Source organism: Gemmatimonadaceae bacterium (assembly GCA_019637355.1).
Lineage (GTDB): Bacteria > Gemmatimonadota > Gemmatimonadetes > Gemmatimonadales > Gemmatimonadaceae > Pseudogemmatithrix.
The window spans coordinates 1,770,541-1,785,227 of the sequence record JAHBVT010000001.1 but is presented as its reverse complement, the minus strand read 5'-3'; the positions used below and the strand labels follow the sequence as shown (position 1 = coordinate 1,785,227).

Below are 14,687 nucleotides of genomic sequence, written 5' to 3'. Positions count from 1 at the left end.
GAAAAGGTCGCGCTGGAGCGAGGGCGAGGGAAGTCCGCGCCTGCCAATCGGCGCGGGGGCAGCTGCGCATTGGCGCTGCCGCTTGAACTTCGGCCGCGGTCCCCGTATCTTCCTTCCACTACCGCGGGGTGGAGCAGCCTGGTAGCTCGTCGGGCTCATAACCCGAAGGTCGCGGGTTCAAATCCCGCCCCCGCTATTGCAGGACCCGAGGCGCCTCCACGTGGGGCGCCTCGTCGTTTCCCAGGGGTTTGAGCGGAGGGGAATCCCCTTGTAGATTGCAGGGCTTTCGTACCAAGGCTGGGTAGCTCAGCTGGTTAGAGCACGGCACTCATAATGCCGGGGTCGCGGGTTCGAGTCCCGCCCCAGCTATGTCGGACACACAGACGCGGCGTCGGCCCCCCGGGGCGGATGCCGCGTTGTCGTTTCGGTGGGCCTGTCGGGTGACGGGGCGGTATCGCGCATCTAGTGCGAACCCCCAACCCGGAAGGGAACCTGATGCAAACCGATCGCAGGCAGTTTCTCGGCAAGGTGGCAAGCGGTGCGATGGCCGTCGGTGGCGTGGGCCTCGGGCTGGCCGCGATGCCGGACACACTGGGCGCTGCGATGCCGCTCGCGGCCGACGCATCGCGCGACGCGACCTGGGATATGCAGTGGGCTGCTCGACTCAGCGGTCGCGTGCGCACGGTGTTCGATGTTCCCGAGGTCGAGAGCGGCTATGGCGTGTGGCGTGCGTCGATCTGGGAAGGGCAGTACTCGCAGTTGATGGGCATCCCGGCGGCGGAGTTCTCTACGGCACTCGTGCTGCGCCACAATGCGATCGTCCTCGCGATGCGGCAGTCGGCGTGGGATCGCTATGGGCTTGCCGAACTGTCGAAGGCCACGCATCCGGTGGATGACAAGCCGACCACGCGGAACCCGGCGCTGCTCGGGGTGCAGGACGGCCTCGGCGAGCCGCACGTGAGCTTCGCGCTGCCCGAGTTTATGCGGCGCGGTGGCGTGGTCCTGGCCTGCGACCTGGCGCTGTCAGTGATTGCCGGACATATGGCAGGCGTTGATGGTGTGCCGCCGGCGGAAGCCAAGGATCGCGCCATCGCCGCGCTGGTGCCGGGCGTGGTGCTGCAACCGTCGGGCGTGCTCGCGGTGCTCCACGCGCAGCGGGCGGCTGGCGCGCTGTACATCCGCGCCAGCTGAGGCCGTAGGAATCGTTTCGGGCGGCGCGGAAGCGTTGAATCGCGTCGTCCGAGCGGGCAGATTGCGGACAGGTGCAAACCATTCGCCGCCGCCTCTCTGCCGCGCTGCAGTCGCCCGAGGGCATCCTCCTCGCGCGGCTGGCGCTCGTGGCCGCCGTCTACACGGCGGTGCGGCTGGTGTTCTACATCGAGCACCGCGCGAGCTTCGCGAAGGCTGCCGGCAGCGATGTGGCGATGGCCTTCGTGCACGGCCTGCGATTTGACGCTTCGGCGATCGCATACAGCAACATCCCGTTCATCCTGCTCTCGCTGGTTCCGGCGTCGCTGCTGGCGCGGCAGTGGTACCAGCGCTCGTTGAAGGCTCTGTTCGTGGCCGTGAACGGCGCGGCGACGGTGATCAATATGGGCGACGTCGGCTACTACCCGTTCACCGGCACGCGGGTGACGATGGACGTGTGGGCGCTGTCGGGCGAAGCCACGGCGCAGGCGGACCAGCTGTTCCTGAACTTCGCGGGGCTCACCGCGCTCGGTCTCGGCTTGCTCGTGGCGCTGGTGCTGTTCTATCCGCAGCAGCGATCGGAGATGGCGGCGCCGATGCCGCGCCGCCTGCTGCGGAGCGCCGCGGCCGTCGTCGCCGTGCTGGCGCTGACCGTGCTCGCGGCGCGTGGCGGCGCGCAGAAGAAGCCGCTCAATCCGATCCACGCCTTCCAGAGCGGCTCGCACGAGGTCGGCATCCTCACGCTGAACTCGGCGTTCACGATGCTGCAGTCGCCGCGGCAGCGGCAACTGGCGCCGGTGCAGCATTTTGCCAGCGATGCTGCCGTCGATTCGCTGTTGGCGACCTCCTACGGCTTCGCCGAGCGGATGCAGGCGTCGCCGCTGCCGCAGGCCCAGAACGTCGTGTTGTTGATCCTCGAGAGCTTCGGTACCGAGTTCTGGGGCGGGGACGACCGCGAGGCGCCGGAGCTGACTCCCTTTCTCGATTCGCTGAGCCGCCACGGCGCCTTCTACACGCAGTCCTTCGCCAACGGGCGCCGTTCGATGGACGCGCTGCCCAGCATCCTGCTCGGCGTGCCGCTCTATATGGGGCGCAGCATCGCCGTGAGCGAGTACCAAGGCAACCAGTGGCTCGGGCTGGGCCACTTCTTGGAGGAGGCCGGTTACCACACCAGCTTCTTCCACGGCGCGCCGAAGGGCACGATGTACTTCGACGCAATCGCGGCGATGTCGGGCGTGCGCGACTTCTATCCGCTGGAGCGCTTCCCCGAAGACGTGCGTGACGATGCCTTCGACGGCCACTGGGGCCTCTACGACGAGGAGGCCCTGCAGTTCGCGGTGCGGCAGGTCGGCACGTTCCAGGAGCCGTGGTTCGCGACGATGTTCACGATCAGCACGCACCACCCGTACCGCGTGCCGCCGCAGTACGCCGCTAGCCTCCCGGCGGGTTCGCGTGAGATCCACCAGAGCGTCGCCTACGTGGACCTCGCGGTGCGGCGATTCTTCGAGGCCGCGCGTACGCAGCCGTGGTTCGAGAACACGCTCTTCGTGATCACCGGAGACCACACGCCGCCGCTGCGCTCGGCGCGCTACGACACGCCGCTGGGACGCTATATGGTCCCGACGCTGCTGTACCACCCGGCGGGGCGCCTGCCGGCACTGGAAACGGATCGGGTGACGCAGCACGTGGACCTCTTCCCGACCATCCTCGACTATGCGGGGGTGCGGCCGGAGCGCGTGCCGCGCTTCGGCCGCTCGCTGTTCTCCTCGCAGCCCGGAGAGGCCGTGTTGACCACGGACCAGACCTACTGGATCGTGCGGCCCGAGGGCGTGCTCGAGCGGATGCCGAGCGGGTCGCAGCGCGTGCTGGCGTACCGCGGCGAGCACACGGGGGATGAAGCAGCGGATCTGCCCGACGCCCTCGAGGAGGAGTTGGGGCTGCGCTTGCTGGCGTATGTGCAGCACTACGCCAACTCGCTGATCAACAACTCGTTCTACCGTGCACCCCGATGAACGCGGCCTGACGGAGGCGGAGGTCGCCGAGCGGCGTGCGCGCTACGGCGCAAACACCCTGCCGGCGCCACCGAAGGTCACGCTCGTCCAGGTGGTGCTGCACCAGTTCCTGAGCCCGCTCATCTACATCCTGCTGGCCGCCGCGGCCGTGGCGCTGGTGCTGCAGGACTTCGTGGATGCCGGCTTCATCCTCGTGGTGGTCGCGCTGAACGCCGGGCTCGGCGCGTTCCAGGAGTGGCGGGCCGAGCAGAGCGCGGCGGCACTGCAGGGTTTGCTGCAGGTGAAGGCCCGGGTGCGGCGCGACGGCCGCGAGCGGCAGATCCCCGCCGAGGACCTGGTGCCGGGCGACATCGTGCTCCTCGAGTCCGGCAATCGGGTCCCTGCCGACCTGCGGCTCCTTCGGGTGAGCGGACTCGACGTGGACGAAGCCTTTCTCACCGGCGAGTCGGTCCCCATCCGCAAACGCACCGATGCGGTGGCGGCCGACGCGCCGCTCGGGGATCGCAGGAACCACGCCTTCGCCGGTGCGACCGTGCTGACGGGTCGCGCCACGGGCGTGGTGATCGCCACGGGCACGGCCACTGAGGTGGGGAAGATCGCGCGCAGCGTGGCCGAAGAGTCCGCGTCCAAGTCGCCGTTGGTGCAGCGGATGGAGGTCTTCGCCCGGCAGATCAGCATCGTCGTGGTCGCGGCCTGCGCGGGGATGGCGGCGGTAGCGCTCTCGCGCGGCGTGGCGCCGTCGGAGGTGTTCTTCCTCGCGGTGGCGTTGGCGGTCTCGGCGATTCCGGAGGGGTTGCCGGTGGCGGTGACGGTGGCGCTCAGCATCGCGACCAACCGGATGGCCCGGCGACGCGTGATCGTGCGCAAGCTCACGGCGGTGGAAGGCTTGGGCAGCTGCACGATGATCGCCAGCGACAAGACGGGCACGCTGACGGTGAACCGCCAGACGGTGCGCTCGCTGGCCTTGCCGGGTGGCGCCACGCTGCACGTGAGCGGCGAGGGGTACAACGCCAGCGGTGAGGTCGAGCATCGGGATGCCGCAGCGGTCTCAGCGTCCGAGCGCGCGGCCGTGGAGCGCCTGGCGCAGGCGGTGGTGCGCTGCAATGAGGGGCGCCTCGAGCCGGACGGCGACGCGTGGATGTACGAGGGGGACGCAGTCGATGTGGCCCTGCTGGCGTTGGGCCGCAAGCTGGCGGTGACGCCGGAGGCGGCGACGCTGGGCCTGCGCGCCGTTGGCGAGATTCCCTTCGAGTCCGAGCGCGCCTACGCGGCGGCGTTCCACCAGGACGCCACCGGCATCGAGGTGTCGGTGAAGGGTGCGATGGAGCGCTTGCTGTCGCGCTGCACACATATGCAGACGGTGGACGGGCTGGTGCCGCTCGACGCGGCAGCTGTAGAGGCGCAGGCCGACGCGATGTCGGGTGCGGGCGAGCGATTCATTGCGGTGGCGCGCGGCCGCCTCGCGTCCGATGCCGGCGCACCCTTCGATGACGGCACGTTGCCGCCGCTGGTCCTGTTGGGGCTCGTCGGCTTGATCGACCCGCCTCGTCCCGAGGCGCGCGTGGCCGTGGCGCAGTGCCGCGCGGCCGGCGTCAGCGTGGCGATGGTGACGGGGGACCATCCGCGCACCGCGTTCGCGATTGCGCAGGACCTCGGCATCGCCGACCACGAGGGGCAGGTGGTGACCGGCACGATGCTGCAGGAGGCGCAGCAGGATCAGGCCCGGGTGGCCGCGCTGGTGGCCGGCGGCCGCGTGTTCGCCCGCGTCGCGCCCCTCCAGAAGCTGCACATCGTGGAGGCGATGCAGGCGGCAGGCCATTTCGTGGCGGTGACGGGCGACGGCGTCAACGACGCGCCGGCGCTCAAGCGGGCCAACATCGGCATCGCGATGGGGTCCGGCTCCGACGTGACCAAGGACACGGCGGCCCTGATCGTCACCGACGACAATTTCGCGTCCATCGAGGCGGGCGTGGAGGAAGGACGGTTCGCGTACGGCAACATCCGGAAGGTGACGTACCTGCTGATCTCGATGGGGGCGGCCGAGGTGTTGCTGTTCGTCGTCGCGCTGCTGCTGGGGCTGCCGCTGCCGCTGCTCGCGGTGCAGTTGCTGTGGCTCAACCTCGTGACCAATGGCATCCAGGACGTGGCGCTGGCGTTCGAGGGCGGGGAACCGGGCGCGATGGCGCGTCCGCCACGGCCGCCGTCGGAGGGGATCTTCAACTTCCAGATGATCCGCCAAGTGGTGCTCTCGGGCGTCACGATGGGGGCGGTCACGGCCGCCTACTGGTACGCGTTGCTGGCGATGGGGATGCCGGAAGCCAGCGCCCGCAACCAGCTCCTGATGATGTTCGTGCTGATGCAGAACGTGCACGTGTTCAACTGCCGCTCGGAGCAGGTCTCGGCGTTCCGCGTGCCGCTGTCGCGGAACTGGGTGCTGGTGGGCGGGGTAGCGGCAGCATTGTCGCTGCACGTGGCGGCCACGTACCTGCCGTTCACGCAGCGGCTGCTGCGCCTCGAGCCGCTGCAGCCGGTGCAGTGGATGTACCCGCTGGCGTTGGCCTTCAGCGTGCTGGCGGTGATGGAGCTGTACAAGGCCGTGAAGCGGCGCCGGGAGCTGGCGGCCGCCTAGGCCCTTGCCCCCGTTCGGCCCGCGCCCAACTTTCCGCCTATGGCCCTCCTCCGCAATCCGCTTCACGACGAACAGGCGACGCTGATGACCGTCTCGCTGGTGGTGCTGGCGGGCATCGCGATCGCCGTGGGCCTCGCCTTCACCCGGCCGGTGCTGGTGCCGTTGGTGCTGGCGGTGATCGTGTACTACCTGGTGTCGCCGGTGGCGGACTTCCTCGAGATCCGCGCCCACATCCCGCGCTGGCTGTCGACGATCCTCGTGATGTTGCTCGTCGCTGCGGCCATCGCCCTCGTCGGGCTGCTCTTCCTGACCTCGGTGCGCGGGCTGATCGAGTCGGCCGACGTGTACCAGACGCGCTTGCTGGCGATCACGCAGCAAGTCACCGCCTGGCTCGACCGCCTCGGCTTGGCGATGACTCGCGACGCGCTCGTTGCGGGCGTCAACGACCTGCGGCTCGAGCGCGCGCTGACGATCGCGCCGCGCCTGGCCGTCTCGCTGGTGCAGAACGGGATGCTGGTGATGCTCTTCGTGATCTTCCTGCTCCTCGGGCGCACGCGGCAACTCATCAAGCACCCGGTGTTCCGGCAGATCGATCGGGACATCCGTCGCTATCTCGTCATCAAGTTCCTCATCTCGGCGACGACCGGCGCGATCATCTGGATCATCCTCACGGCCTTCGGACTCGAGCTCGCGCTGGTCTTCGCGGTGTTGACCTTCGTGCTGAACTTCATCCCGAGCCTCGGCAGCATCGTGGCCACGCTGCTGCCGGTTCCGGTGGCGCTGGTGCAGTTCCCGACGCTCGGGCCGGTGATCGCGATTTTCGTGCTCTCGATGGCGGTGCAGCTGATCATCGGCAACGGCATCGACCCGCTGCTGATGGGCCAGAACCTGAACCTGAGTCCGGTGACGATCCTCGCCGCACTGGTGTTCTGGGGCCTGCTCTGGGGCGTCGTGGGGATGCTGCTCGCCGCGCCGCTCACGGCCATCCTGCGCATCGTGCTCGCGCAGTTCGAGACCACGCGACCCGTCAGCGAGCTCTTGGCCGGACGATTGCCGGAAGGCGACGAAGGCCACACCGTCGAGCGTCCGACGCCCCCGCAGGCGCCGCTGAACGCGGCGTAGTCGCGCCGCGTGCGCCGAACGCACGGGCCACGCCCCGCCGCACGCGCGGGCGCACGCACTGGCGCGCCGCGTCCGGTTGCGCTATTCCTTCTCGGACAGCCGCCAGGGGTATCCCGCGACCGCGGGATTGAGAAAGTCTCTTGGAACCTGACCCGGTTTAGACCGGCGTAGGGAGTGCGGCGAGTGTCGTGCGCCGCTGCATTGGGCCACGCCACCCGCTCGCCGGGTGCGCGTGGCCTTCGTCGTTTCGCGACGAGTGCCGGCGTCCCGGCGAGGTCCGTCACTGCGGCGCCCTCTTTCCCTCGAGGACACCGAGTATGTCGTTTGACCGTCGTTGCATCACCGCCGCCGTTGCGGCACTTGGCCTCGTGGCCGCCCTGCCCGCCGCATCGCTCGGCGCACAGGGGGGCCGTCCCGCCACCGATTCGGTTCCACGCGATACGCTGGAATCCGTCGTCATCCGCGCCGTGCGCGCGGGCGGCGCGGCACCCACGTCGCAGACCACCCTGGACCGCGCCAGCATCGAGCGGAGCTACGTGGGGCAGGACGCGCCCTTGGCGCTGCAGTCCGTCACCGGCGTGACCGCCGCCTCCGATGCCGGCGGCTTCTCCGGCTACAGCAACGTCCGCCTGCGCGGCGTGGACCAGACGCGCCTCGCCATCTCGGTGGACGGCGTACCGCTCAACGATCCGGAAGACCAGGTCCTGTACTTCTCCAACGTGCCAGACTTTATGAACTCGATGCACACGGTGCGCGTGCAACGCGGCGTGGGTTCGAGTGCGTTCGGCACGGCCTCGTTCGCCGGCTCCATCGACTTCGAGAGTATGCCGCTGCTCACGACGCCCCGGTTCGCCGAGGGGCAGCTGACCGGTGGCAGCTGGGGCACGCAGCGGGTGAGCGTCGAAGGCGCCACCGGCCTCGTGAACGGCTTCGCCGCCTACGGACGCGTCTCGGCCCAGGAGACGGAGGGCTACCGCATCCGCTCCGGCAACGAGGCGCAGTCGGGCTTCGTCAGCGCCGGCTGGTTCGGCGAGCGGGATGCCCTGAAGTTCACCGGCTTTGCGGGTCGCTCCAAGCTGCAGAGCGCCTACGTGGCGGCCAGCACCGCGCAGCTTGCAACGGACCGCCGCTTCAATCCGATGTCGCCGGGCGAGAAGGACGACTTCCATCAGGAAATGGCGAGCCTGCAATACACGCGCGTGCAGCGCCCCGGACTCAGCCTCACGACGACCGGGTACCGCAACAGCGCCGGTGGCTGGTTCGACGTGGACGTCGGCGACCCGGAGCTCTGGCGCTTCGGGCTGGACCACGTGTGGTACGGCTTGCTCTCGACCGTGACCTGGGACGGCGAAGGCTTCGCGGTGGCGGCCGGCGCGCACGCGAGCAGCTACAGCCGCGATCACTACCTGCACATCAAGCCCGACCTGCAGAACCGCATTTACGATAACACGGGCTTCAAGCAGGAGCAGTCGGCGTTCGTGAAGGGCACCATCACGCGCGGCCGGGTGGACTGGACCGGTGACATCCAAGTGCGCCGCGCCGCGTTCCGCTACCGGCCGACGCCGGGAGCCAGCTTCGGCGAGCCCACGATCGACTGGCTGTTCGTGAATCCCAAGCTCGGCGTCACGCTGCGTGCGCGCCCGACGCTGGAGCTCTTTGCGTCGGTGGGGCAGGCGGGCCGCGAGCCCGCGCGCATCGACCTCTTCGCCGGCGAGGATGACCTCACCGACGACTTGGCCGCTGAGTTGCTGCCGCTGACACAGGTGAAGCCGGAGCGCCTTACCGACGTTGAGCTCGGGGCGCGCTGGCGCCGCGGGACGCTCGAGGCAACGGTCAATGCCTTCGGAATGTTCTTCAGCAACGAGATCGCGCGTATCGGCGAGCTGACGGTCACCGGCGCGCAGCAGCGTCGCAACGTCGGCCGGACGACGCGGCTCGGCGTCGAGTCCGAACTGCGCTGGCAGGCGCAGCCGTCGTTGCTGGTGACCGCAAACGCGATGCTGCTGCAGGCCCGCATTGCCGAGTACACCAACCAGCGGACGTCCGAGACGTTCCGGGACGTGCGCCCGTTGCTGACGCCGGCCGTGATCGCCAACGCGCAGGCGGCGTGGGCGCCGCGCGATGCTGTCGAGCTGATGCTCTCGCTGCGGCACGTCGGCGAATCGCACTTGGCGAACGATGGCAACCGCGCGCTGATGCTGCCCGGCTTCACGGTGGCGGATGCGGGGGGCGCGCTGCACCTTGGCGCGTCGACGCTGCGCGTGCAGGTCCAGAACCTGCTCAACGCCGATGCCTACGCCGACGGCCGCACCAGCGGCGGCCAGCGCTTCCTGTTCCCGATCGCCACGCGCACCCTGTTGGCGACCGTCGCCGTCCGCTTCTAGCTTCTGCCTATGCCCGCGCGCACCCTGCAGGCCGAACTCAAGCAATCGAAGCCGTTTGACACGCTGGCCGACGAGGCGGTGGTGGCGCTGCTGCGCACCGCCTCGTTGGTCCGGCGGGCCATCTCCCAGCGCGTGGAACCGTATGGCATCTCGCCGGCACAGTACAACGTGCTGCGCATCCTGCGCGGCGCGGGGCCGGCCGGCCTCCCCACGTTGGCGGTGCGCGACCGACTCGTGGAAGAGGCACCCGGCATCACGCGGGTGGTGGACAAGCTGGAGGAGGCGGGCCACGTGGCCCGCCTCCGCACGGGCCGCGACCGCCGGGTGGTGCATTGTGTGATCACCGAGCAGGGACTGCGGCTGCTCGACGCGATGGACACGCTGGTGAAGGAGACGGCGCAGCTGGTCAGCCGTGGCCTCCCCGACGAAGGCGATCAGCGCCGTCTGGTTGCCCTGTTGGCGGAGGTCAGGGCGGGCCTCGACGCGCCGGCGCGCTGACCTCGCGCAGTACGTACATCTCGTCCCCGGCAAGCACGTCGTCGACCACGTCCATTCCGGTCACTACGACGCCGAAGACCGTGTAGGCGCCCATCAGCCGTGCGTTGTCGCGCAGGTTGATGAACCACTGCGTGTCGCCGGTGTCGTGCCCGCGCGTGCTCATTCCCACGCTGCCGCGCGGGTGTGCGATGGTGCCCAGCTCGTCCACGAGGAAGCGCCCGCCGCCCACGTACTCGTTGTCGTCGGGGCCGCCGCCCTGGATCACGAAGTTGCTCTCCACTCGGTGCCAGCGCGTGCCGTTGTAGCCGCCGGCGCGCACCTTGGCCAAGACCCGCGCGGCCATAATCGGCGCGACGTCGCCCCGGAGTTCCACGACGAAGCTGCGCCCACCGTGCCGGCGCGACATTGTCACCTCGATGTAGCGCTCCGCACCGAGCGCGAGTGCGACTACGTCCTGTGGCAGCGGCTCGTCCTTCCACGGTTGCCAGGGCTCACGCGCCGGCTGGCCGAGCAGCGTGCGGAGCGCGTTGCGCACGTCCCGCTCGGAGGCCCAACTGCGGCGCTCGTAGGACTGCAACGCCGCCTGCGCGCGCGCCGCGAGCTCCGGGTGCGTCGAGCCGCGCAGCGCGGTGGCGGCCGCGAGACTCACTTGCGCCGCCGACGTGCCGAGGCGCGAGAGGTACACGGAGTCTGCCGCGTGACCGACCGTGCGCGAGAGGCCTGCGATCGCCGCCTCGCTGACATTGTTGTCGGGGTCGCGGGCGAGGCGAAGCAGCGTGACGGTGTCGCGAGCCAGCGCCGCCGCCTGCGCTGCCGCGATGCGCAGCTGCGGCTGCGCGTGCGCCGCGGCGCGAGTGATATGCCCCGCCGCGTCCGTCGGCGCGATGCGGGCCAGCGAGACCAGCGCCTCGGCGGCTTCGTGCCAGGACGCCGCGGGCACGCGGCGGCTCTCTGTGGACGCTGGGAGCGCGTCCACGGTCGACGCGAGATGCCGTCGGACCTCGGTGTCGCTGTGGCAGCTCGTGCGCTGGCGTACCACGACGAACGCGCGGAGCCGTACGTGGACCGCCGAGTCGGTGAACGCGGCGATGACCGGCGCACAGTCCCCCGCCGCCCCGCCGAGCTGCCGCAGGCGACCCGCCCACTCCGGCTCTGGCCACACGGGCAGCGGGCGCCCGCTCGGTGCGCCGAGCAGGTCGCGCTGCGCGAACGTCGAGTCGGCAATCCGGGCCCGCGCGCGCTCGGCGATGCGTCGGATGCGTTCATCACGGTGGGCCGCGCCTTCGGTGAGGGCAGGCGCCGCACCGTCCCGGCGGTCTTCGGCGACCAGCACGCGGTAGACGAGAGCGGAGTCGGCGGCCGACAGCGGTGGGGCGGGGACCTGCGCGATGGTGGAGGCCGGGAGCGCGATGACGGTCGCGACGGCTAGGGCGGACAGTCCGGCGGGTTGTGCGAGTCGGGCGAGTCTGGCGAAGCGGGCGGGACGCACGGAAGGGCGCGGCATCCCACGATGCTAGCCGTCCCGCGTGGACCCGGAAAGTGCCAGCGGGTAGAATACAGGATCTATGATGCTCGTCCTCAAGTTCCTCCATACGCTGTTCAAGGCGCTGAACTCCGACGGCACCCCAGGGCAGGTCGCGATGGGGATGGCCGTCGGGCTCTGCTTCGGCCTCACGCCGCTGGCCTCGCTGCACAACCTCGTGGTGCTGGCGGTGGCGATGCTCACGACGCTGTCGTTCCCGGGCGTCTTTCTTGGCTGGGCGATTGCGATCCCGCTGGGCTTCGCGCTCGATCCGCTGTTTGACCGCCTCGGGATGGCGCTGCTCCTGAATGATGCCCTGGCGCCGTTCTTCACCTGGGCGGTCAACACGCCGGTGGTGGCGCTGGCACGGCTGAACAACAGCATCGTCATCGGCTCGCTGGTCGCGTGGCTGGTGCTGCTGGTACCGAGCTTCTTCGTGTTCCGTGTGCTCGTGGCGCGGTACCGGACCGACGTGTACGCGCACGTGCAGAAGTGGAAGGTCGTGCAGATGGTGCAGGGCTCGAAGCTCTGGGGGATGTACCGCACGCTATGGCCGTCCCAATGAGCTATATCCGGTGGAAGGCCCTGCTGCCCTTGAGCGTCGTGCTCGGGCTCATCGCATTGTGGGCGTTCGTGTTCGCCGACCGCACGGTGAAGTGGGCGGTGGAGTCCGCCGGCACGGCGGCGGTGGGCGCAAAGGTGGACTTGGCACGCGCACGTGTCGGCTTCCGCGACGGCTCCGTGGCGCTCGAGGGCCTGCAGGTGACGGACCCGAGCGCGCCGATGACCAACCTCGTCGAAGTCGAGGCGTTGGTGTTCGATGTGGGGCTCCTGCCAGCGCTGGAACGCAAGGTGGTGATTGATACGGCCGCCGCTCGGGGCATCCGCTTCGGTACGCCGCGCAAGGTCTCCGGCGCGGTGCCGCGGAAGCCGAAGGAGGCCGAGGAGGCCTCGCAGGTGATCGAGGACTTCAAGCGGCAGATCAAGATCCCGCCGCTGGAGCTCTCGACGCTGACGCAGTCGGTGAACGTCGGAGCGATCTCGGCCGATTCCCTGGCCACGCTGCGCGAGGCGCAGCACGCGATCGCCTACGCCGACACCGCGCGCAGCAAGCTGCTGTCCGACTTGCAGGCCGCCGATCCCCGCCCGAGCATCGACTCCGCCAAGGCGCTGGCGGACCGCCTGGCGAGCGCGAACCTGCGCACCTTGGGCCTCGCCGGCGCGCGCCAGGCTGTCACGGACGTGCGTCGCACGCTGCGCGACCTCGGGCAGATTGACGACCGCCTCCGGGGCTTCGAAGCGGAGACGCGCGGCAACGCCGCCGGCTTGCAGGACCGTCTGCAGGCGATCCCGGCGGCGCGCAGCGCGGACTATGCGTACGCGCGCTCGCTGCTGCGCCTGCCCAGCTTCGAGGTCCCGAGCATCGGGCCGCAGCTGTTCAGCGATCTCATCGCCGAACAGCTGGGATCGGTGCTGTACTGGGCGGAGCGGGCCGAGCGCTACGTGCCGCCCGGGTTGCAGCGCCAGACGCAGCCCGGTCCCGCGCGCGTGCGGGCCTCGGGCACGACGGTGCTGTTCCCGAAGGAAGCGGTGTATCCGAACTTCCTGATGCGGCTGGGCGAACTCTCGCTCACGCTCGGCGGCGAAGGCGCCAGCGCTGGCAACTACTCGGCGCAGATTGTCGGGCTCACGTCGCAGCCTGCGGTCTTCGGTGCGCCGACGACCTTTGCGCTGTCGCGTTCGGAAGGGCAGGTTGGACCGAGCGATGTCCGTGTTGCCGGCTTGTTCGATCATCGGCAGCAGCCGGTGCGCGACACGCTGGGTGCCCGCTTCAGCGGCATCACGCTGCCCAACTTCCCCCTCGGCGGGCTCGGAGGGCAGGTGCGCCTCGGAACCGGCCTTTCGCAGCTCAACCTGACGCGCAACGGCGAGGCGCTGAGCGGCCGCTGGTTGTGGCGTGCACCGCGGGTGGCCTGGGAGCGAGACAGCACGCGGGCGCGCCCGACGGATGCGCGTGCGGCGATGGTCGAGGACGCGCTGTGGCGCGCGATGGCGCGCGTGGACTCAGTGGAGATCGAAGCGGTGCTCGGCGGCACGCTCAGGAAGCCGACGATGGGCGTGCGCACCAACATCGCTGATGCGGTGGCCAATGCGCTGCGGGCGCAGCTCGGAGACGAGGTGCGTCGCGCCGAGCAGCAGGTGCGCGCGCGCGTGGACCAATTGGTGGAGACCAAGGTCGCCGAGGCGCGCTCTGCGGCTGATGCGGCGCGCAGCCAGGTGCTCTCGCGCATCGCCGAGGAGCGTGCGCGCCTCGACGAGCAGCGAGCGGCGCTCGAGGCACGGCTGCGTGAGCTGACGCGCATCCCCGGCGTCGGCTGAGCTCGGTGGGCCGTGACCCGGCGCACGGGCGGACTGCGCCCGGCGGCGCTATGATTGAGCGCCCTCACCCGGAGCCTCCGATGCGCCTGCCGGCTGCACGACTGCTGACCTGTTCCCTCATTGGATTGGCGTTGGCCGCGCCCGGGGCGCCGGCCGCCGCGCAGGCAGCGGACTTCGCCGGTACTTGGGAAGCGGCTGTGCCCAACGGGAGCAAGATCACCTTGGTGCTCCGCCAAGAGGGGCGGCGTGTCACTGGGACGTTGAGCGGCAACGGCGCCACGTTCACGGTGGAGGCCGAGATCGCGGATGATGGCGGCTTCTATGGATCGGCGCGGGCGCGAGAGGGTGCGCTCTTCATCGGCGGCGAGCGGCAGGGCGCAGCGTTGGGACTCGCGCTGGCCGACCTCAACAGCGCCGGCTTGCCGGACCTGCGTAGCGCGCAGGAACTGCGGCTGACTCGGAGCAGCGCGGTGGCGGCGGCTCCATCAGCGCCAGCGACACCAGCGACTCCCGGAGCAGCCGCTGCACCGGCGAATCCCGCGAACCCCTCGGTAGGGGCGGGCGGCAGCGGGGCCGCCGGGACGCCGGCTTCGCTCGGCACCACGCCGGCCGACCAGCAGATCGCGCAGCTCCTGCTCTCGAGCCCGTGGTGCTACTTGCAGTATTCGCAGCAGATGGGCGCGACGACGACGGAGCGCGTCGTGTTCAGCCGCGACGGGCGCGTGTCCAGCGGCTCGCAGCGTGAGAGCGCAGTCAACAACCAGTACGGCTCATACTACGGCCGCAGCACCGACGGGTCGCAGGGATTCTGGCGCGTTCAGAACGGCAACCTGATGCTCTCGGCCGATGGGCGCACCTTCGAGCCGTATCGGCTGGTGATCAGCCGCAACAGCAACGGCTATCCGCTCGTGACGGCCGGCAACAAGGAGTACTACCAATGCAACTGAGGTCGA

At 69.9% G+C, this 14,687-nt stretch carries 10 protein-coding genes, 2 tRNA genes and 1 riboswitch; of the genes, 11 read left to right on the top strand and 1 reads right to left on the bottom strand.

Going from position 1 to position 14,687, the window contains the following annotated elements; genetic code table 11:
- Window positions 1-122: 122 nt before the first annotated feature.
- The 8 genes from KF689_08210 to KF689_08175 all read left to right on the top strand — a co-directional run bounded on the left by KF689_08210 (window position 123) and on the right by KF689_08175 (window position 9,833).
- A tRNA-Met gene (locus tag KF689_08210) sits at window positions 123-196 on the top strand.
- Between the two features lie 99 nt (window positions 197-295).
- Window positions 296-369 (top strand) — tRNA-Met (locus KF689_08205).
- 126 nt (window positions 370-495) lie between these two features.
- Window positions 496-1,191 (top strand): hypothetical protein, encoded by a 696-nt coding sequence (locus KF689_08200; GenBank protein MBX3133350.1) that lies wholly within the window; start codon window positions 496-498, stop codon window positions 1,189-1,191.
- A gap of 71 nt (window positions 1,192-1,262) precedes the next feature.
- Window positions 1,263-3,200: an LTA synthase family protein gene (locus KF689_08195; GenBank protein MBX3133349.1), complete on the top strand. Its 1,938-nt coding sequence runs from the start codon at window positions 1,263-1,265 to the stop codon at window positions 3,198-3,200.
- Window positions 3,187-5,829 carry an HAD-IC family P-type ATPase gene (locus tag KF689_08190; GenBank protein ID MBX3133348.1) on the top strand — a complete coding sequence of 881 codons (2,643 nt, stop codon included), beginning with the start codon at window positions 3,187-3,189 and terminating at the stop codon, window positions 5,827-5,829. Before KF689_08195 ends, KF689_08190 begins: the two co-directional genes overlap by 14 nt.
- Window positions 5,830-5,868: 39 nt before the next feature.
- Complete coding sequence (locus tag KF689_08185) at window positions 5,869-6,951, top strand: AI-2E family transporter (GenBank protein MBX3133347.1); 1,083 nt, start codon at window positions 5,869-5,871, stop codon at window positions 6,949-6,951.
- A 94-nt stretch (window positions 6,952-7,045) separates the two neighbouring features.
- Window positions 7,046-7,143, top strand: a riboswitch (TPP riboswitch).
- Between the two features lie 125 nt (window positions 7,144-7,268).
- The gene (locus tag KF689_08180) at window positions 7,269-9,335 is read left to right on the top strand and encodes a TonB-dependent receptor (GenBank protein ID MBX3133346.1); all 2,067 of its coding nucleotides are present in this window, start codon (window positions 7,269-7,271) and stop codon (window positions 9,333-9,335) included.
- Window positions 9,336-9,344: 9 nt separating this feature from the next.
- Entirely contained in the window at window positions 9,345-9,833 is a 489-nt protein-coding gene (locus tag KF689_08175; protein MBX3133345.1) for a MarR family transcriptional regulator, read from the top strand.
- Here the strand turns inward: KF689_08175 and KF689_08170 are convergent.
- Window positions 9,802-11,337 carry a peptidylprolyl isomerase gene (locus KF689_08170; protein MBX3133344.1) on the bottom strand — a complete coding sequence of 512 codons (1,536 nt, stop codon included), beginning with the start codon at window positions 11,335-11,337 and terminating at the stop codon, window positions 9,802-9,804. The genes KF689_08175 and KF689_08170 overlap by 32 nt on opposite strands.
- Before the next feature lie 61 nt (window positions 11,338-11,398).
- Here KF689_08170 and KF689_08165 point away from each other — a divergent pair, with 61 nt between their 5' ends.
- From KF689_08165 to KF689_08155, 3 genes are all read left to right on the top strand, one after another.
- The gene (locus KF689_08165; protein ID MBX3133343.1) at window positions 11,399-11,920 is read left to right on the top strand and encodes a TIGR03546 family protein; all 522 of its coding nucleotides are present in this window, start codon (window positions 11,399-11,401) and stop codon (window positions 11,918-11,920) included.
- Window positions 11,917-13,734, top strand: a complete 1,818-nt coding sequence (locus KF689_08160) for a TIGR03545 family protein (protein ID MBX3133342.1) — start codon at window positions 11,917-11,919, stop codon at window positions 13,732-13,734. The genes KF689_08165 and KF689_08160 overlap by 4 nt, the downstream gene beginning before the upstream one ends.
- An 80-nt stretch (window positions 13,735-13,814) precedes the next feature.
- A complete protein-coding gene (locus KF689_08155; GenBank protein MBX3133341.1) occupies window positions 13,815-14,681 on the top strand; it encodes a hypothetical protein in 867 nt (288 codons plus the stop codon).
- Window positions 14,682-14,687: the final 6 nt, after the last annotated feature.